At 52.2% G+C, this 26,569-nt stretch carries 17 protein-coding genes, 1 pseudogene and 1 riboswitch; of the genes and pseudogenes, 8 read left to right on the top strand and 10 right to left on the bottom strand.

Going from position 1 to position 26,569, the window contains the following annotated elements:
* Position 1: 1 nt before the first annotated feature.
* From BMY63_RS11785 to BMY63_RS11760, 6 genes are all read right to left on the bottom strand, one after another.
* Entirely contained in the window at positions 2 to 1,741 is a 1,740-nt protein-coding gene (locus tag BMY63_RS11785) for an amidophosphoribosyltransferase (protein ID WP_091917093.1), read from the bottom strand.
* On the bottom strand, positions 1,722 to 3,332 hold the full coding sequence (locus BMY63_RS11780; RefSeq protein ID WP_091917023.1) for a CTP synthase: 1,611 nt from the start codon (positions 3,330 to 3,332) through the stop codon (positions 1,722 to 1,724). The genes BMY63_RS11785 and BMY63_RS11780 overlap by 20 nt, the downstream gene beginning before the upstream one ends.
* Before the next feature lie 197 nt (positions 3,333 to 3,529).
* A complete protein-coding gene (locus BMY63_RS11775) occupies positions 3,530 to 4,918 on the bottom strand; it encodes an ammonium transporter (RefSeq protein ID WP_091917021.1) in 1,389 nt (462 codons plus the stop codon).
* Between the two features lie 74 nt (positions 4,919 to 4,992).
* Positions 4,993 to 5,694: a TorF family putative porin gene (locus BMY63_RS11770; RefSeq protein WP_369807722.1), complete on the bottom strand. Its 702-nt coding sequence runs from the start codon at positions 5,692 to 5,694 to the stop codon at positions 4,993 to 4,995.
* 30 nt (positions 5,695 to 5,724) lie between these two features.
* Positions 5,725 to 6,978 carry an ammonium transporter gene (locus BMY63_RS11765; RefSeq protein WP_091901877.1) on the bottom strand — a complete coding sequence of 418 codons (1,254 nt, stop codon included), beginning with the start codon at positions 6,976 to 6,978 and terminating at the stop codon, positions 5,725 to 5,727.
* Positions 6,979 to 7,096: 118 nt separating this feature from the next.
* The gene (locus BMY63_RS11760; protein ID WP_091917019.1) at positions 7,097 to 7,444 is read right to left on the bottom strand and encodes a P-II family nitrogen regulator; all 348 of its coding nucleotides are present in this window, start codon (positions 7,442 to 7,444) and stop codon (positions 7,097 to 7,099) included.
* A gap of 309 nt (positions 7,445 to 7,753) precedes the next feature.
* Here BMY63_RS11760 and dapF point away from each other — a divergent pair, with 309 nt between their 5' ends.
* The 4 genes from dapF to BMY63_RS11740 are packed head-to-tail and all read left to right on the top strand — an operon-like array spanning position 7,754 to position 16,815.
* The gene (gene dapF, locus BMY63_RS11755; protein WP_091901872.1) at positions 7,754 to 8,611 is read left to right on the top strand and encodes a diaminopimelate epimerase; all 858 of its coding nucleotides are present in this window, start codon (positions 7,754 to 7,756) and stop codon (positions 8,609 to 8,611) included.
* A gap of 49 nt (positions 8,612 to 8,660) precedes the next feature.
* Positions 8,661 to 13,193 carry a glutamate synthase large subunit gene (gene gltB, locus BMY63_RS11750; RefSeq protein WP_091917017.1) on the top strand — a complete coding sequence of 1,511 codons (4,533 nt, stop codon included), beginning with the start codon at positions 8,661 to 8,663 and terminating at the stop codon, positions 13,191 to 13,193.
* 20 nt (positions 13,194 to 13,213) lie between these two features.
* Complete coding sequence (locus BMY63_RS11745) at positions 13,214 to 14,569, top strand: glutamate synthase subunit beta (RefSeq protein WP_091901868.1); 1,356 nt, start codon at positions 13,214 to 13,216, stop codon at positions 14,567 to 14,569.
* Positions 14,570 to 14,598: 29 nt separating this feature from the next.
* A complete protein-coding gene (locus tag BMY63_RS11740; RefSeq protein ID WP_091901865.1) occupies positions 14,599 to 16,815 on the top strand; it encodes a glutamine synthetase III family protein in 2,217 nt (738 codons plus the stop codon).
* Between the two features lie 107 nt (positions 16,816 to 16,922).
* Here BMY63_RS11740 and BMY63_RS11735 read toward each other — a convergent pair whose 3' ends face one another.
* Positions 16,923 to 17,717: a Cof-type HAD-IIB family hydrolase gene (locus tag BMY63_RS11735; RefSeq protein WP_091917091.1), complete on the bottom strand. Its 795-nt coding sequence runs from the start codon at positions 17,715 to 17,717 to the stop codon at positions 16,923 to 16,925.
* Positions 17,718 to 18,000: 283 nt separating this feature from the next.
* On the opposite strand from BMY63_RS11735, the gene BMY63_RS11730 reads away from it, so the two are divergent.
* Together BMY63_RS11730 and BMY63_RS11725 are read left to right on the top strand one after the other, a co-directional pair.
* Complete coding sequence (locus BMY63_RS11730) at positions 18,001 to 18,420, top strand: hypothetical protein (protein WP_091917015.1); 420 nt, start codon at positions 18,001 to 18,003, stop codon at positions 18,418 to 18,420.
* A gap of 20 nt (positions 18,421 to 18,440) precedes the next feature.
* The gene (locus tag BMY63_RS11725; protein ID WP_143065791.1) at positions 18,441 to 19,091 is read left to right on the top strand and encodes a DUF6563 family protein; all 651 of its coding nucleotides are present in this window, start codon (positions 18,441 to 18,443) and stop codon (positions 19,089 to 19,091) included.
* A gap of 82 nt (positions 19,092 to 19,173) precedes the next feature.
* On the opposite strand, the gene pnuC is transcribed toward BMY63_RS11725, so the two are convergent.
* The 3 genes from pnuC to BMY63_RS11710 form a co-directional block, all read right to left on the bottom strand.
* Entirely contained in the window at positions 19,174 to 19,755 is a 582-nt protein-coding gene (gene pnuC / locus BMY63_RS11720; protein WP_091917010.1) for a nicotinamide riboside transporter PnuC, read from the bottom strand.
* Between the two features lie 4 nt (positions 19,756 to 19,759).
* Positions 19,760 to 22,186 carry a TonB-dependent receptor gene (locus BMY63_RS11715; protein ID WP_091917008.1) on the bottom strand — a complete coding sequence of 809 codons (2,427 nt, stop codon included), beginning with the start codon at positions 22,184 to 22,186 and terminating at the stop codon, positions 19,760 to 19,762.
* A gap of 52 nt (positions 22,187 to 22,238) precedes the next feature.
* A riboswitch (TPP riboswitch) is annotated at positions 22,239 to 22,334 on the bottom strand.
* Entirely contained in the window at positions 22,331 to 24,061 is a 1,731-nt protein-coding gene (locus BMY63_RS11710; RefSeq protein ID WP_091917005.1) for a Na/Pi cotransporter family protein, read from the bottom strand. Its footprint overlaps the riboswitch before it by 4 nt.
* Before the next feature lie 109 nt (positions 24,062 to 24,170).
* On the opposite strand from BMY63_RS11710, the gene BMY63_RS11705 reads away from it, so the two are divergent.
* Positions 24,171 to 25,829, top strand: a complete 1,659-nt coding sequence (locus BMY63_RS11705; protein ID WP_091917003.1) for a nucleoside kinase — start codon at positions 24,171 to 24,173, stop codon at positions 25,827 to 25,829.
* Between the two features lie 354 nt (positions 25,830 to 26,183).
* Positions 26,184 to 26,569: pseudogene (locus BMY63_RS11700) on the top strand (hypothetical protein); the annotation flags it as partial.

Here is a 26,569-nt window from a genome sequence, read left to right as displayed (position 1 = left end):
TTTACAATTGCATCTTCAACACATCTTCTACATAACTCACAAAAGCCCTGTTCACCATCCGGATACCACCGGGGGTAGGATAACAGCCGGTGAAATACCAGTCTCCTGGATGATGAGGACAAGCCTCATGCAGTCCTTCGATACTCTGATACACCAACTCGACGGGCGACTGCATTCCCTCTGGTCGGAGCATCTCCACAATCTTATGGTTAATCTCATCGACACTAAACGGTGCATAAATATCCCGTACGTAGTTTGCAGATAAAGGATCGGTCTTACATGCATGATAGGTATCGGCTATCAACTGTTGCATGCCACGCTCCTTGATCAGTGCGATGGCGGCACGGAAGGCACAGAGTTCCTCAAGACGCGACATGTCAATACCATAATAGTCGGGATAACGGATCTGAGGCGAACTCGATACCATCACAATCTTCTTTGGATGCAGACGGTCAAGAATCTTGAAGATACTCTCTTTCAACGTAGTACCGCGCACAATCGAGTCGTCGATTATCACCAGATTATCCTCGTGTGCTTTCAGCGAACCATAACTGACATCATAGACATGTGCTGCAAGATCATTACGCTCGGAGTTATCGGCAATGAAGGTACGCAACTTGATGTCTTTCCACACCACCTTTTCCGTCCTCACGTCCCCATGAAGTTTACGGAAGCCGTCTGTCATACCATAGAAGGCCACCTCGGCAGTATTAGGGATATAGGAGAATACAGTATGATCCACATCATTGTCAATGGCCCTGAGAATAGCAGGTGTAAGTTGCTCACCCAAACGTTTGCGTTCTTGATAAATATCGCAATCAGATCCTCGACTGAAATAGATACGCTCAAACGAACAGGCGCTCAACTGTTGAGCAGGCATAATCAGTTCCAGCCGGCTCTCACCGTTTTTATGCACGATGAGTGCCTCACCAGGCTGAAGCTCACAGATATCTTCCGACGACAGATCAAACGTCGTCTGGAGCACAGGACGCTCACTGGCAAGGGCTATAATCTCGTCATCACGATAATAGAACGCAGGACGAATCCCCCAGGGATCCCTCACAGCGAACATCTCACCAGAACCTGTCAATCCGCACATCACATAACCACCGTCGAAATGCTGCATCGTTGTCCTCAGCACATTAGCCATCTCAACGTGATTATCGATATAGTCTGTGATGTCCGTACCTGTCAATCCCTGTTCTTTGGCGATGGTATATAACCGTTCCACTTCACGGTCCAGACGGTGTCCCATCAGTTCAAGTGTGATATATGAGTCACCGTAGATACGCGGCGACTGTCCTTGCTGGGTCAGGAACTGAAAGACCTCCTCAATATTAGTCATGTTGAAGTTTCCACACAGGCAAAGGTTCTTGGCGCGCCAATTGTTACGGCGCAGGAAGGGATGCACAAACGTCAACCCACTCTTACCCGTGGTCGAGTAACGCAGATGACCCATCAACAACTCACCTGCCATCTCTTGAGTCACACGACTGAAAATCTCTGTAATAGCGTCCTTACCCTCGGCCTTCTCACGGAACATATATTCCGTACCCGGTTCCTTGGTCAGACTCACAGAAGCAATTCCCGCACCCTCCTGACCACGGTTATGCTGCTTCTCCATCATCAGATAGAGTTTGTTAAAACCGTATGCCCACGTACCGTATTTTCGTTCGTAGTAACTCTGCGGCTTCAGCAGGCGAATCATCGCCACACCACACTCATGCTTCAGTTGCTCCATGGATACAAGCTTTTATAAAGTCCATAAACAGAGGATGCGGATTCAGTACTGTCGATGAGTATTCCGGATGGAACTGCGTGCCGATATACCATTTCTTCTCAGGTATCTCCACGATCTCCACAAGGTTAGCTGCCGGGTTGATGCCCACGCACTTCATGCCATGCGCCTCATACTCGGTCTGATACCGATTGTTGAACTCATAACGATGGCGATGACGCTCCTTGATGAGTGTCTCCTCACCATAAGCATCCCATGTGCGACTACCTTCGACAAGTTCACACTCATAGGCACCAAGACGCATCGTACCCCCCTTCTGGGTGATACTCTTCTGCTCTTCCATCATGTCAATCACATTGTGCGGTGTGTCAGGATTCATCTCTGCACTATTGGCATCCTTGTAACCAAGCACATTTCGCGCGAACTCAATGACCATCATCTGCATACCAAGACAAATGCCGAACGTCGGGATATCATGTGTACGGGTATATTCGGCAGCAATAATCTTTCCTTCGATGCCCCGCGTGCCAAACCCCGGACAGATCACAATACCATTCATCCCTTCCAACTGCTTCTCCACATTCTCTGATGTGATATGCTCGCTATTGATGAAGGTGGTCTTCACTTTATAGTCATTATAGGTTCCTGCATGGGCGAGACTCTCCAGAATACTCTTATAGGCATCTTGTAAGTCATACTTACCTACGAGTCCGACACGAACCACCTTAGTGGCTTTCTTACGACGCTCAAGGAAGTTGCGCCAAGGACCAAGACCGGGTGTCGGTCCTACCTCTACCCCCATTTTCTTCAGACAGATGGAATCCAGTCCCTGATGCTGCATGTTCACCGGCACCTCGTAGATGCTTGGCAGATCCTGACTCTGGATAACAGCTTCAACATCGACATTACAGAAATGAGCGACCTTGGCACGTAACTCATCGCTCAGATGGTGTTCCGTTCTCAGCACCAACACTTCGGGCTGGATACCCAAGCCTTGCAACTGCTTCACACTCGTCTGCGTGGGCTTGGTCTTCAGCTCACCGGCAGCAGCCAGATAAGGCACATAGGTGAGATGCACATTGATGGCATTACGACCGAGTTCCCATCGCAACTGTCGGATGGCCTCCAAAAACGGCTGACTCTCGATATCGCCGATAGTTCCACCAATCTCTGTAATGACGAAATCCAAGTCCTGCTTCGTGGCATTCAGAAGGATGCGACGCTTGATCTCGTCGGTGATATGCGGCACCACCTGAATCGTCTTTCCCAAATAGTCACCACGCCGTTCACGTTCGATGACACTCAGATAGATACGACCTGTTGTCACACTGTTATCGCGGCTGGTCTCAATACCCGTAAAACGTTCATAGTGTCCTAAGTCCAGATCGGTCTCCATACCGTCGGCCGTCACATAGCACTCACCATGCTCGTAGGGGTTCAGTGTCCCAGGATCGATGTTGATATACGGATCGAACTTCTGAATCGTGATTTTATAGCCACGTGCCTGCAACAGTTTTCCTAACGATGCCGAGATAATTCCTTTACCTAACGACGAGGCCACGCCTCCAGTAATAAAGATGTATTTTGTTTCCATAAATCAAATGTATTTATGGACTGCAAAGATATGATAATTCTATCGAAAACCATCCGCGCAGCCGATATTTTAATTGTTAAAAATTGACCGAACTTACAATTCGTAATCTCTTTCATAACCACAACCATCTATTCGTCGTCATTTAGTTGCAAATCACATCCAGTCTGTTACAATACGTAAGTTTACTGATTCATTCTTCAACCTTTCTGTTTCTCTCTGATATGCTCCTCGTACTCCGCCAACTCGCGTTCACCGATATGAGCAAGACCATAGTGTTCGTCATGCTGCGAGAAGTCGAGACCGACTTTCTCACTATAGGCCGAAACACGCATGGGGATGAGATGATCGATAAGCTTATAACCCAACCAACTCATGGCGAAGGTATAGACGAACACTATGACGATTGCCAACAGATGGAGCAAGAATACCACAAAACCCTCCCACGTGCCAGCGATGAGACCTTCTTGTATGAAGATACCTGTCAGTACGGTACCGAAAATACCACCTGTACCGTGTGTCGGGAATACGTCGAGTGCATCGTCAATACTGGTGTGTGAGCGCCAGTAGACAGCAACGTTACAGATGAGCGTGATAACAAAGGCGATAAAGATACTCTGCCCCACTGTGACATAGCCTGCAGACGGTGTAATGGCCACCAATCCAACCACGCAACCTACGGCAGCACCCATGGCAGACGGTTTTCGACCACGCAGGCAGTCGAAGAATATCCACGTCATCATAGCCGTAGCCGAGGCGGTGTTTGTATTCAGGAACGCTTTGATAGCCTGTCCATCGGCATGTAGTGACGAACCGGCGTTGAAGCCGAACCATCCAAGCCACAACATCGCAGCACCTAACAACACGAAAGGAATGTTCGCCGGCTCACTCTTACGTGTCTCTGCCTTACGTCTTCCTAAGAAAATCGCACCGGCCAGTGCAGCCACACCACTGGAGGCATGCACCACGATACCACCTGCGAAATCGACGACACCCCATTTCATAAACAATCCCTCAGGATGCCATGTCATATGTGCCAGCGGACAGTAGATGACAAAGAAAAAGAACATCATAAAGAACATATAGGCCGAGAACCTCACACGCTCAGCGAACGAGCCAGTAATCAGCGATGGCGTGATAATGGCGAACTTCATCTGAAACAAGGCGAAGAGTGCCAGTGGTATTGTAGCTCCACCCAGCACATGACCGGCCGGAGTCGTATAGACGGCTCCACCCACACCATTGAACATCAGGAATGTGAGCGGGTTGCCGATTACTCCTGCAATGTCATCGCCAAAACACAACGAGAAGCCAACGACCACCCATAGCACCGAGATCAGTCCCATGGCGATAAACGATTGGAGCATCGTCGAGATAACATTCTTCGCCCCCACCATACCACCGTAGAAGAACGACAGACCTGGCGTCATCATCAGTACAAAGATTGTAGCCGTAATCAGCCAAGCCACATCTGCAGCCGAGATTACGGACCAGTCACACTCAAACGACGGCTCTCCCACCGCCAGACCCACCACGGCAATCAGCGTCATCGCCGTCATCAGGATCTTCCAACGTTTCTTAATCTTCATTTTTTGGTGTATTAAAAGTTTGCATTAAAGCCCTCCCTTCCATCATCAGTGACGGAAGGGAGGGGAATATAAGATTACGGCTGCAGCGTGAAGCCGAATACTAGATATGCTTTCTGAGAACAAGGGTTGGCAGCAATTTGTCCGAAGACTGGGATTGAGAACGAGTCTGTCACCTTGATATCTTTCGTTGCCTTCAGTGCGAGGTTGGTGACAGCGAAACCTGTTGTTCCGTAAAGCGTCGTGGCAGAAGGAACGACACCGGCCGTAGCAGTCCAGTCAACAGCAGCAAGCTTGAATGGGACATTAGCCTCCACGTAACTACTATAGGCACGCTTGCCTTCCTTGTTCACGCCGTCGTTGCCAGCAAAGTTCGTATACCATTGTAAGGAGAGCACTCCGAAGTCATAACCGACCGTTGCCTCAAACACATGGTTCGTTCCATGGGCATCGTACTTGAAATAGCGTCCTTCAGGGTCAAGTCCGGCATCGAACCAGTAGTCTGTAACACCGATCGTCAACCCTCCAGTAGTATAGCCGAATGTCAGGTCAAACTCCTTGGTGTCGGCTGGCTGAGAGAGGCCTACACTCCCCCAAGCCGAAAGTGATAAACCTTTATATTCGACACCAAGCGTTGGCTGCAACGAAACGTTACCCAAGTCTTGGCCACGCCATATATACTGACTCACCACATCCGCAGCTACTGTTGTTTCTACCTCCTGTGCATAAACGGTCGTTCCAGCGACCAAACCCAAAACAAATAATATAATCTTTTTCATATGTTTCATTCTTTAATATCCTATACTCATTTAGTTATAACAAGCTTCTCCATGTTCATAGATATCCAGTCCTTCTTCCTCGACACGAGTACCGACACGCAGACCATGTATCTTCTTGATTCCATAGAACAAAGCCACGCCACATGCAGCAGCCCAGAGATCGATGACCAAGACACCGAAGCACTCTGCTCCGAAGAATCCCCAGCCGTGACCATAGAAAGCACCATTGGTCGTTGAAAGCAGACCAGTCATCAGGGTTCCGAGAATACCACAGACACCATGAACGGAAGAAGCACCCACAGGATCGTCGATATGGAGTTTATGGTCAATGAATTCGATGGCATAGACCAGTACCACACCACAGACAAGACCGATCACAACAGCTCCCATCGGACTGACCATATCACAACCTGCCGTAATTCCAACAAGACCAGCCAGAACACCATTCAGCGTCAATGATAGCGAAGGTTTACCATACTTCAGCATCGTGACAAACATCGTAGCTACGCCACCCATGGCTGCAGCAAGGTTTGTGGTAAGGAACACATGCGAGATAGCCACACGGTTCACCTCGCCAGAGGCTGCCAACTGACTGCCTGGGTTGAATCCAAACCATCCCAGCCAGAGGATGAATACACCAAGTGCAGCCATCGTCAGGTTATGACCAGGAATAGCACGACTCTTGCCGTCCTTCGCATACTTACCGATACGGGGACCGAGAGCCAAAGCACCGATCAAAGCCAGCACACCACCCACGCTATGCACAATGGCAGAACCTGCGAAATCGTGGAACACATCACCAAAAGTGCTCATCATAAAGCTGTCGGCAGCATCGTTGCAGAGCCAGCCTCCACCCCACGTCCAGTGACCCTCAATCGGATATATGAACAGTGAAATGACGGCACTATAGATCAGATACATCGAGAATTTTGTGCGCTCGGCCATAGCACCGCTCACGATCGTGGCACTGGTAGCACAGAACACCGTCTCGAAAATCAGGAAGCCCTCTACCGGCAGATCACTTTTATAGAATGAGAGGTCGCCCCAGTTGGGCATACCGATAAAACCTGCGCCTTCGCTGCCAAACATAAAGCCAAAACCGAGGAAGAAAAACAGCAACGAGCCGAACATAAAGTCCACAAAGTTCTTCATCAAGATGTTTGCTGTGTTCTTACTACGGGTAAAACCTGCCTCGCACAGTGCGAATCCCGGCTGCATCCAGAAAACCAACATGGCAGCCAACAACATCCATACAGTATCGAGTGATAATCCTATTTCATTCATATCTCATAAGCCTCCCCTTAACCCCCTCCACTTGGAGGGGGAACCCGAACGGAGACGTGGGGTTTGTGTTTTTTGTGTTTGTGTTGTTACGCCTTCCTTTCGAAGGAGGCTAGGGTTTTTATTTCTTATCCCTTAATACGATATCACCATGCTCACCCGTACGAATGCTCCAGGTGTCGATCATGTCGCTCACAAAGATCCGACCATCGCCGACCTCACCCGTGTGGGCAACTTTCAGGATGACATTCACCGTAGGCTCTACGAACTGGTCGCGGCAGACAATCGTCAGTGCCACACGCTCTATCACATCCGTTGAGTACTGGACGCCACGGTATATCCTTTCCTCACGGCTCTGTCCGATACCATGCACGTTATGATACTCAAACCAGTCGATGTCCGACTGTAACAACGCTTCTTTCACATCCTCAAACTTTGTCTTACGGATGATTGCTTCAATCCTTTTCATACCTTGTTACCTATTATTTGTTACACATCGAAAGCTTTCGAGTGCAAAGTTACGACATTTTGAAAGCAAAATAAACCATTTGTGATACATTTTGATATCAATAATACACAAAAGCTATCCTTTTGCATAATCCACATATCATTTGCTTTCAATTCGAAAGAAAACCACGCCCTTTATCTTACAATCTATAAGTTGAGCGCAAAATGTAGATAAAATCGTCAGCTATTCCTCTTTTTCTCTTTCAAATAGAATTACCTTTGCATCGTCAATAAGACAAAAAGAAAGATTTTCGTCGAAAAAGAAAGCAAAATGACAGAAAAGATACACTTCACCAAGATGCACGGAGCCGGGAACGACTATATCTATGTCAATACCTTATTATATAGTATCCCTGACCCCACTGCCGCAGCCATGGCCTGGAGCAACCGCCACCAAGGTATCGGCAGCGACGGACTAGTGCTGATTGGCAAGTCACCGGTACCCGAGGCCGATTTCTCCATGAGAATCTTCAATGCTGATGGTTCCGAGGCTATGATGTGTGGAAATGCCGCCCGTTGTATTGGGAAATACCTGTATGAGAGAGAGATGACATCACAGTCAGAGATTAAACTTCTCACCCCATCAGGCATCAAAACGCTCTCATTAGATATAAACGAAGAGAGAGAGGTTAAGAGCGTTACCGTCGACATGCTTAAGCCGGTGCTTCGCAACAGCAAGCAGCTGGCTGTCGGTGGTGGTGAGATGCGCGACGGTGTCGTGGGGGCCATCGACACCGAGTTCATCGGAACATTTGTCTCGATGGGCAACCCCCACTTCGTCATCTTCGTTAACGACATCAATCAGACCGATGTCGCTCATTATGGTGCTTTCCTTGAGCTCCACCCGTACTTCCCGCAGCGTTGTAACATTGAGTTCGCACAGATCTTGTCCGACGGAAGCATCCGCACAAGGGTATGGGAACGGGGTAGCGGCATCACCATGGCCTGCGGCACTGGTGCCTGCGCCACCGCCGTAGCAGCATGTCTTACCGGAAGAGCGGGTCGGAAGAGTCGTATCGTCATGGACGGAGGAACGCTCGATATCGAATGGCGTGAGAGCGACGGACACGTCTACATGACAGGACCAGCCGCATTCGTCTTCGACGGTGAGATCAACCTTCCCGAATAACAGATAACAAATACTTCAAACAACCCAAAAAGAGATGATCATAAACCAAATGGAAAAGAAAGAGCAAACAGAAACCCGGAAAGGGCTCTATCAGGCAGAATACGAACATGATGCCTGTGGCGTTGGAATGATTGTGAACATCCACGGAAGTAAGAGTCACGAACTGGTAGACAATGCGCTACGTGTGCTTGAAAACATGAGGCACCGTGGAGCGGAGATCGGAAAAGACGGTGACGGAGCAGGTATCATGTTGCAGATTCCGCATGAGTTTATCCTGCTTCAGGGAATCCCCGTACCTGAAAAAGGCAAATACGGCACAGGCCTGGTCTTCCTGCCAAAGGACGAGAAAGAACAGCGTGACATCCTCAGTGTGATGATCGAGGAGATCGAGCGCGAGGGACTACAGCTGATGCACCTGCGCAATGTACCGACAAATCCCGACTGTCTCGGTGAGGCTGCGCGCTCCACAGAACCTGTCATCAAGCAGATCTTCATCACTGGGGTGAACGACGATAAGGTCGACACCTTCGCACGCACCTTATTCATGATCCGTAAGAAGATCGAATGCCGTGTATCAAACAAAGACTTCTACATCTGCTCACTGAGCAACTCCAATATTGTCTATAAGGGTATGCTGTCGTCCATACAGGTACGTCAGTATTTCCCTGACCTGACGAACCCGTACTTCACGAGCGGACTGGCTCTGGTACACTCACGCTTCAGCACCAACACATTCCCCACATGGTCGCTGGCCCAGCCCTTCCGTCTTCTGGCACACAATGGAGAGATCAACACCATCCGCGGTAACAGAGGATGGATGCAGGCACGCGAGAGTGTCCTGAGCAGTGAGACGCTTGGCGATATCAGACAGATCTCGCCCATCATACAACCGGGCATGTCCGACTCGGCAAGCCTGGATAATGCATTGGAGTTCTTCGTCATGAGCGGTCTCTCACTGCCTCATGCCATGAGTGTCCTCGTACCAGAATCGTTCAACGACAAGAACCCGATCAGTGAAGACCTGAAAGCATTCTACGAATACCACTCCATACTTATGGAGCCATGGGACGGTCCTGCCGCCCTGCTTTTCAGCGACGGCCGCTTTGCTGGAGGTATGCTCGACCGTAATGGTCTGCGACCGGCAAGATACACCATCACGAAAAACGACACGATGGTCGTGGCCTCAGAGGTCGGTGTCATGGACTTCGACCCGACAGAGATTGCAGAGAAGGGACGACTACAACCAGGAAAGATCCTGCTTATCGACACCCAGGAAGGAAAAATCTACTACGACGGAGAAATCAAGCAGCAGCTGGCCAACGAACATCCGTACCGCCAGTGGCTGTCGACGAACCGTATTCAGCTGGAGAAGCTAAAGAGCGGTCGTCATGTCGAGAATGCCGTAGACCATCTGCTGCAAAAAGAGCAGATGTTCGGATATGGCGAGGAAGACATCGACGGAACGATCGCACCGATGGCCGTCAACGGTCAGGAGCCGACAGCCTCGATGGGTAACGACACCCCGCTTGCTGTTCTTTCCGACAAACCTCAGGTCTTCTTCAACTACTTCCGTCAACAGTTCGCGCAGGTCACGAACCCCGCCATCGACTCTATCCGTGAGGAACTGGTGATGTCGCTGACAGAATATATCGGACGTGTCGGCACGGGCATCCTGAACCCCGACGAGACCAACTGTAAGATGGTACGTCTGCCGCACCCCATCCTGAACAACACGCAACTGGACATCCTCTGTAACATCCGTTACAAAGGATTCAACACCATCAAACTGCCAATCGCCTTCACCTCCCCCGACCCTTCTAAAGGTGGGGAGAGTCTGCGGGCCGCCCTGGATCAGTTATGCAAGGATGCGGAAAAGGCCGTCGACGATGGTTACAACTATATCATCCTGACCGACCGTGAGGAAGAGATACGCAAGGCACTCCCCACCTTTGGAGAGATCGGAGGAGGCTGCATTCCCTCTCTGCTCGCCGTCTCGGCCGTGCACCATTACCTGATCTCCGTCGGCAAACGCGTTCAGACGGCATTGATCGTGGAGTCGGGTGAAATCCGTGAGACCATGCACGCCGCCCTACTGTTGGGCTACGGTGCATCAGCACTCTGTCCTTACATGACCTTCGCCATCCTCGACGATCTTGTCAAGCGTCATAAGATACAGGAGGATTACGAGACTGCTGAGAAGAACTATATCAAGGCCGTCAAGAAGGGACTCTTCAAGATCATGGCCAAGATGGGCATCTCTACCATCCGTAGCTATCGTGGTGCAAAGATCTTCGAAAGCATCGGACTGAGCGAGAATCTACTCAAGACCTACTTTGGCACAGAAGTCAGCACCATCGGTGGCATTGGTCTGGAGAAGATCGCACAGGACGCCATCGCCATGCACGACAAGGCGATCTCCGCCGACAGTAGCAGCGAGAAGTTCCTGCCTAACCTCGGACAGTTCCATTGGCGTAAGGATGGTATCCGACATGCCTGGAACCCGGAGACGATCGCTACATTACAATTGGCCTGCCGTACCGCTTCTTACGAGAAATTCAAGGAATACTCCAAGCTCGTCGACCAGAAAGAGGATCCTATCTTCATTCGCGACTTCCTCAAGTTCAAGAGCGGAAACAAGAAGAGCATTTCCATCGACGAGGTGGAGCCCGTCGAAGAGATTGTCAAGCACTTTGTAGCAGGTGCCATGTCGTTTGGCGCCCTCTCAAAAGAGGCTCACGAGGCCATCTGTCTGGCCATGAACAAGCTGGGCGCCCGTAGTAATACGGGTGAGGGCGGCGAGGATTCCGAGCGCTTCCATACCGAGGTCGACGGCATCAGCCTCAGCAGTAAGACCAAGCAGGTGGCCAGCGGTCGTTTTGGTGTGACCGTTGAATATCTGGTAAATGCCGAGGAGATCCAGATCAAGGTGGCACAGGGTGCCAAGCCCGGTGAAGGCGGACAGCTGCCTGGCTTCAAGGTGAACGAGGTCATTGCCAAGACGCGTCATAGCATCCCAGGCATCTCACTCATCTCGCCCCCACCTCACCACGATATCTATTCCATCGAGGATCTGGCCCAACTGATCTTCGACCTGAAGAATGTCAACCCGAAGGCCACCGTCAGCGTGAAGCTGGTGGCTGAGAGTGGCGTAGGCACGATTGCCGCAGGTGTCGCCAAGGCGAAAGCCGACCTCATCGTCATCTCGGGTGCCGAAGGTGGAACAGGCGCAAGTCCTGCCAGCAGCATGCGCTTTGCGGGAATCTCACCGGAGATCGGTCTCAGTGAGACCCAGCAGACACTGGTTCGGAACGGACTGCGTGGCGGTGTGCGTCTGCAGGTTGACGGACAGATCAAGACCGGTCGCGACATTATCCTGATGGCACTCCTCGGTGCCGAGGAGTTCGGCTTCGGAACTGCGGCCTTGATCGTTCTGGGCTGTGTCATGATGCGCAAATGTAACCTCAACACCTGTCCGATGGGTGTCGCCACTCAGAACCCTGAGTTACGTAAGCATTTCCTCGGCAGATATGAGCATCTCGTGAACTACTTCACGTTCCTCGCTCAGGAGGTGCGCGAGTACCTCGCCGAGATGGGATACAAGAGACTGACCGACATTGTCGGTCATACGGAACTGATCGAGACCGAGTCCTCTGTACTCGACTTCAGCCGACTGTTGAATCAGACAGAAGGCACGCGCCACTTCACCGGCGATGTGCACAAGCCGTCGGTACCTCTGGGCATGCAAGGAACAACCCTCGACCAGCAGATCATCCAAGCCGCCCAACGAGCCATCGACCAGCAGGACGAGGTGAACCTCGACTATGCCATCAAGAATACCGACCGCGCCGTCGGTGCCATGCTCTCAGGGTCCATCGCTCTGAAGTACGGTCTTGCCGGTCTGCCCGACAATACCGTCAACGTGAAGTTCAAGGGCTCCGCAGGTCAGTCTTTCGGTGCCTTCCTGTCTCATGGTGTCAGCTTCAAGCTGGAGGGCGAGACCAACGACTACTTCGCAAAAGGTCTCAGTGGCGGTCGCATCGCTATCCTTCCGCCGGTACGTTCCAACTTCAATGCAGAAGATAATATCATCGCAGGTAACACAGGTCTTTATGGAGCCACCTCCGGTGAACTCTATATCAACGGAAAAGTCGGTGAGCGTTTCGGTGTGCGTAACTCCGGTGCTATCGCCGTGCTCGAAGGTGCAGGCGACCACTGCTGTGAGTACATGACAGGCGGCCGGGTGGTCGTCCTCGGTGAGACCGGACGTAACTTCGCCGCAGGTATGTCGGGTGGTGTCGCCTATGTCTGGGACAAGAACCACAACTTCGACTACTTCTGTAATATGGATATGGTAGAGATCAACCTCGTCGAGGAGAGTCAGTACCGTAAGGAACTGCACGAGCTCATCCGTCAGCACTACCTCTATACAGGCTCCAAGCTGGCCCGTACGATGCTCGATGACTGGAACCGCTATGTCGAGGACTTCATCCAAGTAGTCCCCATCGAATATAAGCGTGTGCTCCACGAAGAGCAGATGAACAAACTGAAACAGAAGATTGCAGACATGCAGCGCGACTATTAAACTTCAAACAGAAAGAGACAATGGGAAATCCAAAAGCATTTTTAGAGATACACCGGCAGGAAGCCGGCTACCGTCCTATCCAAGATAGGATCCACGATTTCAGTGAGGTCGAACAGACGCTCAACACCAAAGAGCGCAGAGCACAGGCATCACGCTGCATGGACTGCGGCGTTCCCTTCTGCCACTGGGCTTGTCCGTTAGGCAACAAACCGCCTGAATGGAACGACGCCCTATATAAAGGCGACTGGGAATTGGCCTACCGTCTGCTCAACGCCACAAACCCGTTCCCAGAGTTCACCGGACGTATCTGTCCTGCCCTCTGCGAGAAGGCATGCGTGCTGAACCTGATTGAGCATGAGCCGACCACCAACCGTGAAGACGAGTGTGCCATCACCGAGACGGCTTTCCGTGAGGGCTACGTCAGTGTTCATCATCCCCTTCGCAATGGCAAGAAGGTGGCCGTGGTAGGAGCAGGGCCTGCCGGTCTTGCTGCCGCCAACGATCTGAACCACATGGGTTATCAGGTCACGGTCTTTGAAAAAGCTGAAGCCGCCGGCGGTCTTCTCCGCTACGGCATCCCGAACTTCAAGCTCAACAAGGCGGTCATCGATCGTCGTCTGCGACTGCTTGAGGAGGAGGGCATCGAGTTCCGTTACGGCGAGGAGATGACCAGCGAGTCGCTTGTCAACGGTCTTGCCGGTTACGATGCTGTCGTCATCGCCACAGGCACACCGACAGCCCGTGACCTGAATATCCCCGGTCGCGACCTGAAGGGCGTACACTTTGCCCTTGAGTTGCTCGCCCAACAGAACAGGGTGCTCGCCGGCATGGAGTTCTCCAAGGAGGAGCGTATCACGGCCAAGGGCAAGGATGTCCTCGTCATCGGTGGCGGTGATACCGGCAGCGACTGTATCGGAACGGCACACCGCCAAGGTTGTAAGAGCGTTACTCAGATCGAGATCATGCCGAAGCCCGTCGAAGGACCCGTCGATCCGAAGAATCCCTGGCCCGGCTTCCCCCGTACGTTGAAGACCACCTCCAGTCACGAGGAGGGCTGTGTACGTCGCTGGAACATCAACTCTCTGGAGTTCCTCGGGAAAGACGGTAAACTCACGGGAGTACGCGTCCAGGAGATCGACTGGAAGCCCAACCCCGACGGCGGTCGTCCCATCATGGTCGAGAAAGGTAAGCCCGAGATCATCAAGGCCGAGCTCGTGCTACTGGCCATGGGATTCCTGAAGCCCGACCATCCGCAATATGCGGAGAACGTCTTCGTATGCGGCGATGCCGCCAATGGCGCCAGCCTCGTTGTCCGCGCCATGGCCAGTGGCAAGCAGACCGCCGCAAAAGTCAACACTTATCTGTCAACAAAGTAACACAAACCAAATCATAGAAAGGAAAGATTATGGAAGCATTAAGATTTCAGATGGTCGGCGAGGCTTTCGCAAAGAAGCCCCTCGACGTAAAGGCACCGAGTGAGAGACCTTATGAGTATTTCGGAAAGAAGGTCTTCAACCGTGAGAAGATGTACAAGTACCTGCCGAAGGATGTCTACGAGAAGATGATCGACGTCATCGACAACGGCGCGCGCCTGGAGCGTAATATCGCCGATGCCGTGGCAACAGGTATGATGCAGTGGGCCAAGGAGAACGGCGTGACCCACTATACCCACTGGTTCCAGCCGTTGACCGAGGGCACGGCCGAGAAGCACGACTCATTCATCGAGCACGACGGTAAGGGCGGTATGATCGAGGAGTTCTCCGGCAAGCTGCTCGTTCAGCAGGAGCCCGACGCCTCATCGTTCCCCTCTGGTGGTATCCGTGCCACCTTTGAGGCACGTGGCTATTCTGCCTGGGATCCCACATCACCGGTGTTCATCATCGACGACACCCTGTGTATTCCTACGATCTTCATCTCTTATACAGGTGAGGCCCTCGACTACAAGGCTCCGTTGTTACGTGCCCTGAAGGCCGTCAATGTTGCCGCCACCGACGTCTGCCATTATTTCGACACGGCCGTGAAGAAGGTCACCTCCAACCTCGGTTGGGAGCAGGAGTATTTCCTGGTCGACGAAGGCCTCTATGCCGCACGTCCCGACCTGTTGCTCACCGGTCGCACGCTGATGGGTCACGACTCAGCCAAGAACCAGCAGATGGACGACCACTACTTCGGCTCTATCCCCGAGCGTGTGGCTGCCTTCATGAAAGATCTTGAGATCCAGGCCCTGGAACTCGGCATCCCTTGTAAGACCCGTCACAACGAGGTGGCACCCAACCAGTTCGAGGTGGCTCCTATCTTCGAGGAGACCAATCTGGCCGTCGACCATAACATGCTGCTGATGTCGCTGATGAAGCGTGTGGCCCGCAAGCACGGCTTCCGCGCCCTGCTCCACGAGAAGCCCTTCGCAGGCATCAACGGCTCCGGTAAACACAACAACTGGTCGCTGAGCACCGACAATGGTGTCCTGCTCCATGCTCCTGGTAAGACTGCCGAGCAGAACCTCCGCTTCGTCACCTTCATCGTCGAGACACTGATGGGTGTCTATAAGCACAACGGACTGCTGAAAGCCTCCATCATGAGTGCCACCAACGCTCATCGTCTGGGTGCCAATGAGGCTCCCCCAGCCATCATCAGCTCATTCCTCGGCAAGCAGCTCACCGAACTGCTCGATCATATCGAGAAGGCCGACAAGGACGATCTCTTCTCGATGGCCGGCAAACAGGGTATGAAGCTTGATATCCCTGAGATTCCGGAACTGCTTATCGACAATACCGACCGTAACCGTACATCACCCTTCGCCTTCACCGGCAACCGTTTCGAGTTCCGCGCCGTAGGTTCAGAGGCCAACTGCGCCAGTGCGATGATCGCCCTGAACAGTGCCGTGGCCGAGGCCTTGGTAGACTTCAAGAAACGTGTAGACAGTCGTGTAGCCGAGACCGCCAAGAAATTTGACGGTACAGAGCACAGTGCTGTGTTCCATGCCATCATTGACGTACTCCGTGAGGACATCAAGACCTGCAAGCCCATCCGCTTCGACGGTAACGGCTATAGCGACGAATGGGTACTGGAGGCCGAGAAGCGTGGTCTTGACGTGGAGAAGAGCTGTCCGAAGATCTTCGAGCGCTACCTCGACCCCGAGAGCATCAAGATGTTCGAGAGTCTCGGTGTGATGTCGAAGAAGGAGCTGGAGGCACGTAACGAGGTAAAATGGGAGACCTACACGAAGAAGATCCAGATCGAGGCCCGCGTGCTGGGCGACCTCTCGATGAACCATATCATCCCTGTGGCCACCCGCTACCAGAGCGCCCTGCTCCACAACGTAGAGGATATGTCGGCCATCTTCCCCGCCGACAAGGCCGAGAAGCTGTCTGCCCGTAACATCAAGCTCATCGAGGAGATTGCCGAGCGCACCTCAACCATCGAAAAGGGTGTAGAGGAACTGGTGAACGCCCGTAAACTAGCCAACAAGATCACAGATGAACATGAGAAAGCCATCGAGTATCACGATAAGGTAGAACCGAAGCTTGACGATATCCGTTATCAGATTGACAAGCTCGAGCTCATCGTCGATGATGCCCTCTGGCCACTGCCTAAGTACCGCGAACTGCTGTTCATTCGGTAATATTTCTTTTTTTGGTTCTTGCTCAGGCTTGCATGACCTGCGAGCCGAGCGGTTTGAAGTTTGCGTAGCATCCGGCACTGTGATAGTGCCGGATGCCTTTTTTTCTTTTATTCGGATATGATACCGAAATGTTGCAAGGCAGACCATACGCCATCGTCATCGACAGAGGACGTCACATAATCTGCCTCCTGCTTCAGGGCTTCGACGGCATTTCCCATGGCGATGCCGATGCCGGCAGTACGTATCATCGAGGTGTCGTTTCCACCATCACCGAAGGCGATCGTGTGTGCCGGTTCTATCCCCTCATGGGCAGCCATGGCCAGCAGTCCGCGCCCCTTGTCGGCCATCCTTGCGGTAATATCGGTGAACTCTGGATGCCAGCGCCCGGAAATACAGCCAGGAATCCGTTCCATCAGCTGTGGCTCATAGTCATCGGGGAAGAATGGCGTCAGCTGGAGGACCGGCTGTTGCAGCACCTCCTCGATAGGTCGCGCCAGATGGAGGTTCTTAACCGCGAGCTCCAGTCGGAAGATACGATCCACGTCACCCTTCGGGTCGAAGACAGCCAGATCGCGTTCCCCCACGATGATCAGTCCGTAACCCTTCTCTCTGGCATCATCTGCCACCAGACGAGCCTCTTCTGCCGGGATGGCATTACACGACACCGTCTCCTCGCCGACGAAGCAGCGGGCGCCATTGGTGGTCACATAACCGTCTATCAGGTGCTTAATCGCACCAAGGTTCGTGATGATGATAGGAGGCCGTCCCGTGGCGATATACACACGATGGCCGTTGGCCTTCGCCTGTGTCAGCGCACGGACCGTCGAGTCCGGTATCTCATGAGTCTTAAAACTCACCAGTGTACCGTCGATATCGAAAAATAAAGCATAGCTTCTATTCATGTCTTGATAGTATCTTTTTCGGGAAGCCTCCCCTTCCCATTCATTACTCTTCGTCTTTTGCGCTGCAAAATTACGCTTTTTTACCGAGATTCCCATCGTCAGGTTAAGGAAAAACTACAAAGCAACACTCAAACCAACACGCCCTCCCATGCGTCTTGCTTAGTTTTTGCATAAAATAGTACTTCTTATGTTTGGAAAATTAATATATTTGTTCTACTTTTGCAGGCGAATTCTTATTATATTGCATACTATGCGAATACAACTCGCCTTTTAAACATCTGCAGTGAAAAAAATCATAAATTACATTTTCTATGGATTTTATCAAATAGACTATGTTTTTGGAATCCGTGATTACCGTATGTATCATATTAGAACAGGAGGCATCCTTTTTGTCTTCTCTATTACACTATATGTATGGTCTTTAATATTCCTAGTTGTTAAAAATGTTATTGGTTATTCCATTTTTACGTCTGACTATGACCCCTGGTTATTCCTAATTATTCCTGGTATAATTGTCGCATTTGGATTAGAATATTGGATTGACAAAGAGAAATATAGAAAAGACTTTGAGGAGTTAGACAAGAAGCCATCCATTATGAGGTGGATTTGTTTTCTTTATGCAGTGGCCTTTGCATGTGGTGGAGTCATGTGTCTTCTTGGATGTAGCAATATCGTGAGGAAACTTACAGGGAGCATTCTTTAAAAACCATAAACCATAAAAAAATGAAACGAAAAGGATTAGTGATGTTATGTCTCGCTATTGCCATGACGGCAACGGCACAGAACAAGTATTGTAAGAGTTATGAGGATTTCAAGGCCGACCAGTGGACAGAGATCGACACCGTCTATCTGAATGGTCACAGCAAGTCACATCAGTTGTGGATGGGCGGAAACGACTATAAGCTGACGACGGGCGACAAAGCACAGGATGAGATCATCAAGAAAGAGGCCTTTGCTGTGATATGCAAAGACACCATCTATGTGAATTGTCGCAACCTGCGCTTCGAGAATACCGGCTTCGGCAACGGCTATACGAAAGGCTACCGCTATGATGGCGACAAACTGTGCATCGTCAATAAGATAATCGGGAAGGCAGCCCTTACCCGTCAGAGCTTGCTCGGAGGTCTCGGCGGCGCTGTTGGCGGAGCCATTGCTGCTTCTTCGCAGATGAGCAATCAGGTGTGCTACCTGATAGAGTCGGACGCAAAGAAGGGTAAGGTGAACATCCGGCTGATTGACGATGCTTTCATGGCTGAGGTTCTGAAGGACCATCAGAAGGTGGCCGATGAGTATAATGCCATCAAAAAGAAAAAAGATCGTCAGTCTGCAGCAACAGTGTTTCCGATTCTACAACACCTGGGCTTGATAGACTAATAACGTTATCAGGTAATCATATAACCATCTAACCCGACAAGGCCGAAAGACCGACACCCAGAGGGTTAGATGGTTATATGCTTTATGACTCTTCCTTCATCATCCGTCGCCATTTGAACCAGCCTAAGACGGCTATCACGACGTAGAGGCCATAGAGACTGGCCTTGAAGGGGATATCCTTATAGAAATAGAGCACGCACGTCACCACATCGACGGCAATCCAGATGAACCACTGCTCCAGATACTTGTGAGCCAGGGCCCAGACACCGACGATGCTTAAGGCGGTCGTGAAACTGTCGGCCAGGGGCACGGTCGAGTTGGTGTACGTCACGAGAAGCCAATAGATAAGGCCCCACACACCAACGATCAATGCCAACCACGGGAGTACCAGCCGGCAAGGGAAATGACGGATGGGCAGGACGGTCTTCGAGGCTGACCCACGGACCCACTTCCAGTAGCCATAGACCGTCATCGACAGATAGTAGAACTCCATGCCGCAGTCGGCATAGAGTCCTTTCTGGTAGTAGAGCACGATGCCCAATGCCTGCATCAGGAAGCCCACGACCCACATCCATACGCTCGCCTTATATTCCAACAGGATATAGGCCAGACCCAGGATGGTGGTCAGGATATCAAGCCAGTGTGCTATCAGGAAGTCCATCATCTTCTTAGAACCTTACCGTCACACTGCCCGACACCGTGAAGCCCGCCATCGGAACGAAGCCGAGCTGGTAGTAACGGTTGTCGTTCGGATGATTGCCATAGTTGCGGAGAATGCAGGAGTACGACCATCCGCTGGCGGCATACCGACGGTTGAACACGTTATTGAAGTTCAGGCCGAAGATCGTCTCCTTGATGACCTTCCTCGGCTTCAGAGTATAACTGACAGAAGCGTTCGACACGCTGTAGCAGGGCAGCGAGCGGTCGGCGTTCTCTGTATTGTCGAGATACTGGCGCGACACGAAGTTGGTGTGCCATACGGCCTGCCAGCCTTTGTGATGCAGGGTGACGAAGCCATTCAGGATGGCAGAAGGACTGAAGGCCAGCGTAGAGTGATCATAGTGGATGGTCTCCCACTGTCCGTCGTCGGGGTCGTCGTCCCAGTCGATGTTCACGGTCTCGTCAAAGTCCTTGATCCTGTTCCTGCTCAGTGAGGCGTTACCCTCGATGGTCAGCCACGATGTGGGATCCACACCGGTCTGCAGCTCCACACCCATGCGGTAGCTGTCTTTGATATTTGTGGTCAGAGGCTCACCGATATCGCTCACGGCTCCGGTCTGCACGAACTGGTCGGTATAGTCCATATAGAAGAAGTTCGCCCCAGCACGGAAGATACCGCTGTTATAGGTATAGCCCAATTCATAGTCCGTCAGTCGCTCCGCCTTCGGATAGGCACGGTGACCATTGTCGGTGAAGTTGTTTCGCTCAGGCTCGCGATGACTCAGGGCCACAGAACCATAGACGCGATGGCCACCCGTATGCCATGAGAAGCCAGCCTTCGGGTTAAAGAAGTGATACTTCTCGTTGATGTCAAGATAATGGGTCAGGATCTCACCGGTAGCCTTGTCGGTTTTGTACTTGTCGTTATAGCCATCAGTCTTATAACCCACATACCGATACTGCACGTCGGCAAATACATCCCACTGCTCACCAAGATGGCGAGCAGCCTTCAGGTACGCATTCCCGTCGAATTTATGAGCATCTGAATCGTAGTAGCGATAGGCACCGCCGCCCAGGAACTGCTGTCTGACGACTTCGTTGGAGGCATAGGTCAGGAAACCGAAATGATTACCATCGAAATTCTGGACTGACAGTCCACCGATGACATCCCATAGATCGTCTTTGTAGTTGGCGCTCCACACCAGTCCATAGGTATGCTGTGTCAGTCCTTTCTTACGCACGAAGTCCGAGCGCTTGATGTTCGTACCATCGGCATCGGCCGCTTTAATGCCATACTTCACCAGTTTATTATTATAGCGGAACTCCTCGTAGTAACCATGACCATAGGTGTAGTGCAGCGAGGCTGTCGTGCTCCAGTGGTCATTGATAGTCCATGCTGCGGAGAGGATGTTATGGTTCTGCCAGAAGTTATCGGTAGTCTTGTCCCAGATGGTGCCATCGGCCATGCGGTAGCGTTCCGTCTGGTAGTTTCCGTTGGCATCCTTCACGAAGAGTCCGTCGCTACCGGTAGCAAGTCGCTCATAAAGAGAATTAAACTTACCCAGTCCGGCGTTCCACATATCTTGATAAGTTCTGATACCCGTCTTGGCATTGTACGACCATGAGCCGTCGTCGTAGCTGCCATCCATCAGAGAGTAATCATCATTACCTGCCGTCACACCGTTCCAAGCCTGACCGGTACGCTCGAAGTTGCCGATATTCTTATAGCTCAGACGGAAATGATCGGTCAGCCATGTCAGACCGCCATAGTAGGAGCCCGAGCGACCGCTTGTGCCGTGCATAAAACCATCGGTATGCGTCTCATGGTAGGCACCGTCGATGATCAGATGGTTCCACAACAGACCGGAGGAGAACTTCCCACCGACATTATACGTGTTATAGGAGCCGTATGAGGCCGACACCTCCACACTCGGCACCAGCAAGGGCGTGGCCGACGCCAGGGCCACCGTACCACCGAAGGCTCCGTCGCCATTGGTCGATGTACCTACGCCACGCTGTATCTGCACACTGCCGAGCAGAGAACCATAGGAGTTCATGTTGGCCCAGAACACGCACTGGTCCTCGGGCGAGTTTAAGGGCACGCCGTCGAGCGTCACGTTGATACGTGAGCCACCGGCACCACGGATACGCATGGCCGTCGTTCCCGTGCCCAGTCCGTTCTCACTCCATGCCAGCACACCGGGTGTCTGTGAGAAGAGGAGAGGCAGTTCGCGCCCCGTCTTCGAGAACGCGTCGAGTTGCTGTTTCCTGATGTTGGAAACGGCATACGGTGCGTTTTTCTGCGCACGCACACCTTTCACTACGACCTCTTGCAACTGCTCCACCTGTGTGGAGTCATACAACGCTGCCTTGTTCTGGGCATTCACACTCATTGCGCCCACCAGCGCTGCCATTCCTAAAAATAATCTTTTCATTCCTTTACTTACCTTTTACTTTTTTTCATCTATGTAAAGGGGGATTTGTGTTGATTAAGCCTACTATCCATCCCTACGCCGGTATGATCCGGATCAGGTTAGAGGGTATCATCTCAGCCCACACCCGTGGGCACCCCTTGATAATCAGCGAATACCCATACGGGCCTCCACGACATTCACGACATAGTCGCCGAGCTTCTCGCACTCGTTGATGAGGTCCATATAGATTGTACCCACGGCATAGGTATACTCGTGGTTGTTCACGTCGGTGATATTCTGCGACTTCAGTTGACTACGGAAGTTATTGATCTCATGCTCGATGTTAAACGTGCGGTTCACATCGAAGGTCTCCTTCCGTCCCATCATCAGTCGGTTCATCTGTGTGAGCGACTGGTCGGTCAGCTCCATCATCTGATGGATATGATCATACTGCCGTTCGTTGAAGTGATCCTGCTTGCCATTATACTTCCTTGAGATGGTGCGTGCCATATTGAAGCAGGCGTCACCGATACTCTCTAGCTCGGAGATCTCACGGAGCATGGAGCGGATCTTGGCCTTGGTGTCATCGGAGAGATGAGCATCTGAGACCTGGTCGAGATAGTTGGCTATCTCCAACTCCATGTTATCAGAGATACCCTCGTACTTCTCAATCCGCGAGTAGAGCTTGTTGAAGTCAGCCCCATTGCTGTCTTTCTTACTGCTGGTGCTCGACGAGAGCGTCAGCAGCTCACGCACCATATTGAACATACGCTGCATACGCTCCGAGAAGGCTTGTATCTCCTTCTGGGCCTCGAACACGGAAAGCTCCGGAGTCTTCATGAAGCCAGCCGTAATGAAATGCAGGCGGAACTCATCCTCCTCGTCGACCTTCTTCGGTTTGATGACCCAGCAGACGAAACGCTCGATCTGTGGGATGAACCAGATGAGGATGAACGTGTTCACCACATTGAAGCAGGTATGGAAAGCGGCAAGCACAAAGCTCAGCTTAGCGGCATTAGCCAGGAACACCTTGGTGGCCACCTCTCCCTTCACCATGGCGACATCGTAGCCCACCAAGCCACAGACGGCATCGACGAAGGGACGGAAGACGAACAGGATCCACACCACACCGAACACATTGAAGAACATATGTGCCAAGGCGGCCCGACGCGCCTGGGTATTAGCCGAGAGCGCGGCAAGGTTAGAGGTGATCGTCGTACCGATATTCTCACCCATCACCAGGGCGATACCCTGATAGATCGGTAAGGCGCCGCTTGAACAGAGGATCATGGTGATGGCCATGACGGCTGCCGACGACTGGACGCAGAAGGTCAGCACACCTCCAAGGAAGAGGAAGACCAACGTGGTCACGAACGAGTCGGGATCAAACGAAGCGAAGAAGTCGAGCACGGCCTGGTTCTCGCCCAGATGCATCTCCGCTCCAGTGATTCGGAGCGTGCCCAGTCCTAAGAGCAGGAACGACAGACCGAAAAGGAAATCGCCGATATAACGGTATCTCTTCAGATAGATCAGGATAATACCCACGAGGAATGCCGGATAGACGGCACTTGTAATGTCGAACGACATACCGGCCGACATGATCCAGGCCGTGAGCGTCGTTCCGATGTTCGCACCCATGATCACCGAGATGGCCTGCGCCAGGGTCAGCAGTCCAGCATTGACGAACGAGACCGTCATCACCGTCGTTGCCGTCGACGACTGGACCGATGCTGTCACCAGCATACCTGTCAGCATTCCCGTAAAACGATTGGTGGTCATTGCACCGAGGACGTGTCGCAACTGCGGACCCGCCATCTTCTGCAAGGCGTCACTCATCGACTTCATACCAAACATCAGAAGGGCGAGCGAGCCAAGGAGTTTGAACAAAACGAGCATAAAGAAATCCTATGATTTGAATTTTGCTGCAAAAATAATAAAAAAATCTAAATGCACCAACACTTCTTTGGTTTTTTCGTTATCTTTGTGGTCGAAAATCATCATCAAAATGGAAACAGCACAAGTTTTTTGTCGCAATACAGGCACCACCATCAACGTACCGATCGGTGCCACACTGGCAGATGTGTATCATCTCAGCGGACTGGAACTGAAGCACGGTCCTATCTCAGCCCACGTGAACAACAAGGTAGAGGGTATGCACTACCGGGTCTATAAGCAGAAAGAGGTGGAGTTCCTCGACATCACCTCGACGAGCGGCTCACGTGCCTATACCAGAACGCTGTTCTTCGTACTCTGCAAGGCCGTCCGCGATCTCTACGACCCATGTAAGGTGGTCATCGACATCCCCGTAAGCAACGGCTACTATGTCAACCTGCATATCGGCCGCCCCGTCACCCTCGACGATGCGGGCGCCATCCGCCGACGAATGCAGGAGATTATCGACGCGGCCCTGCCGATACATCGTCATGAGACCACCACCGAGGAGGCCATCCGACTGTTCGAGAGTCTTCACTACAAGTCGAAGGTGAAACTGCTGCAGGGACTGGGGCGGCTCTACACGACCTTCTATGACATCGACGGCTATATGGACTACTATTACGGTTCACTGCTGACGAACACCTCGCAACTCTATCTCTTCGGATTAGAGAAATACTACGATGGTCTGCTGTTGCGCATCCCTTCTCGTGAGCATCCCGACGAGCTGGGCGAGATTATCCCTCAGGATAAGATGTTCGGCATCTTCAAGGAGCACCACAACTGGCAGAACATCCTTGGTCTGAGCACCATCGGCGACCTGAACGATGTGGTACAGAAAGGCCACAGCTCCACCCTCATCCAGATATCGGAAGCACTACAGGAGAAGAAGATCGCGAAGATTGCCGATGAGATCACACAGCGGAAAGGCGTCAAGCTCGTGCTTATCGCCGGTCCGTCAAGCTCGGGCAAGACCACGACCTGCAAGCGTCTGTCCATACAGTTGGCCGTCAACGGCATCCGTCCCGTCAACATCTCACTCGACGACTATTTCGTGGACCGTGACCAGACGCCACGCGACGAGAAAGGCGACTACGACTTCGAGCACCTGCATGCCCTGAACCTGCCCTTGCTCAACGAACAGCTCACCGCCCTCTTCCGCGGCGACGAGGTGGAACTGCCACGTTACGACTTCCCCACAGGTACCAGTCAGAAGAGCGGCCGACGCCTGCGCCTCGGTGACAATGAGATCCTGGTGGTGGAGGGCATCCACGCCCTGAACCCCGAGCTGACCGCACAGATACCCAAAGAGCAGATCTTCCGTGTCTATGCCTCGGCACTCACGACGGTGCTACTCGACAACCACAACTATATCCCCACCACCGACAACCGTCTGCTGCGGCGCATCATCCGCGACCATAAGTATCGGGCTGTCAGTGCCCGCGAGACCATCCGCCGATGGCCGTCGGTCCGTGCCGGTGAGAATAAGTGGATCTTCCCCTTCCAGGAGAATGCCGACGCGATGTTCAACACCGCCATGCTCTTCGAACTGGCCGTTATCAAGAGTCAGGCCGAGCCACTGCTGGAGCAGGTGCCAGAGAACTGTGTGGAGTATGCCGAGGCCTACCGCCTGCTGAAGTTCCTCCGATACATCACGCCCATCCCCGACACCCAGATCCCCCCGACCTCCCTCCTCCGTGAATTCCTCGGCGGCTCGTCGTTCAAGTATTAGTTGAACGATGGCGGCGGCCGACTGACAGAATAAGCCAGAGGTGTCCCCCTCTATACTTGGCCCCCTATAGGGGGCTAAAAGTATATGAGGGGGCCTCCGCGTTTTCTGTCAGTCGGAAATCCCCGATTTCCATGGTTGCTGAGCCCCAACCACCGCGGTCCCTGAGCCTGTCGAAGGGACTAGGATTGACGGACCGCCATCTCTCCTTTTGTCCTAAAAAAGTGCCTAAAAAAGTGCTCGGAAGAAGTTGTGAACTAGAAAAAGCGAGGGGGGGGTTATCTCCTTTTTGGGTTTGTCGAAGCATCGAAGGACCATCCCACAATTTACCTCACAGATTTGGTAGTCTCGAACAATTTGCCTATATTTGTCCTCGGAATCAACCATACGGTTTGGAAGATGATAAGCGATAGCTATACCTACGACCTGAGCGGCAATCCCCAGAAGATCTACTTCACCAACGGGAGCATCACGAAGTACGTCTACAGTGCGACGGGCCAGAAGCTGCGCATGGTGCACTACACGGCCAAGGCGAACATCACCCGTACGATCGGGCAGCAGGTGGAGCTGAAGGCGTCGGAGATCCAGAGCACGGACTCGACGGACTATCTGCTGGGCGGCAGCCTGGTGGTGAGGAACGGCAAGATCGACAAGTACCTCTTCGACGGCGGCTACGCCCAGGCGACGGCCAGCGGCACGACGGACAAGTTCACGTTCTACTACCAGAACAAGGACCATCTGGG

The organism is Prevotella aff. ruminicola Tc2-24 (assembly GCF_900110895.1).
In the GTDB taxonomy this organism is placed as follows: Bacteria; Bacteroidota; Bacteroidia; order Bacteroidales; family Bacteroidaceae; genus Prevotella.
Note: the sequence above shows the minus strand (reverse complement) of the source record. Positions and strands in the feature narration are given on the sequence as shown.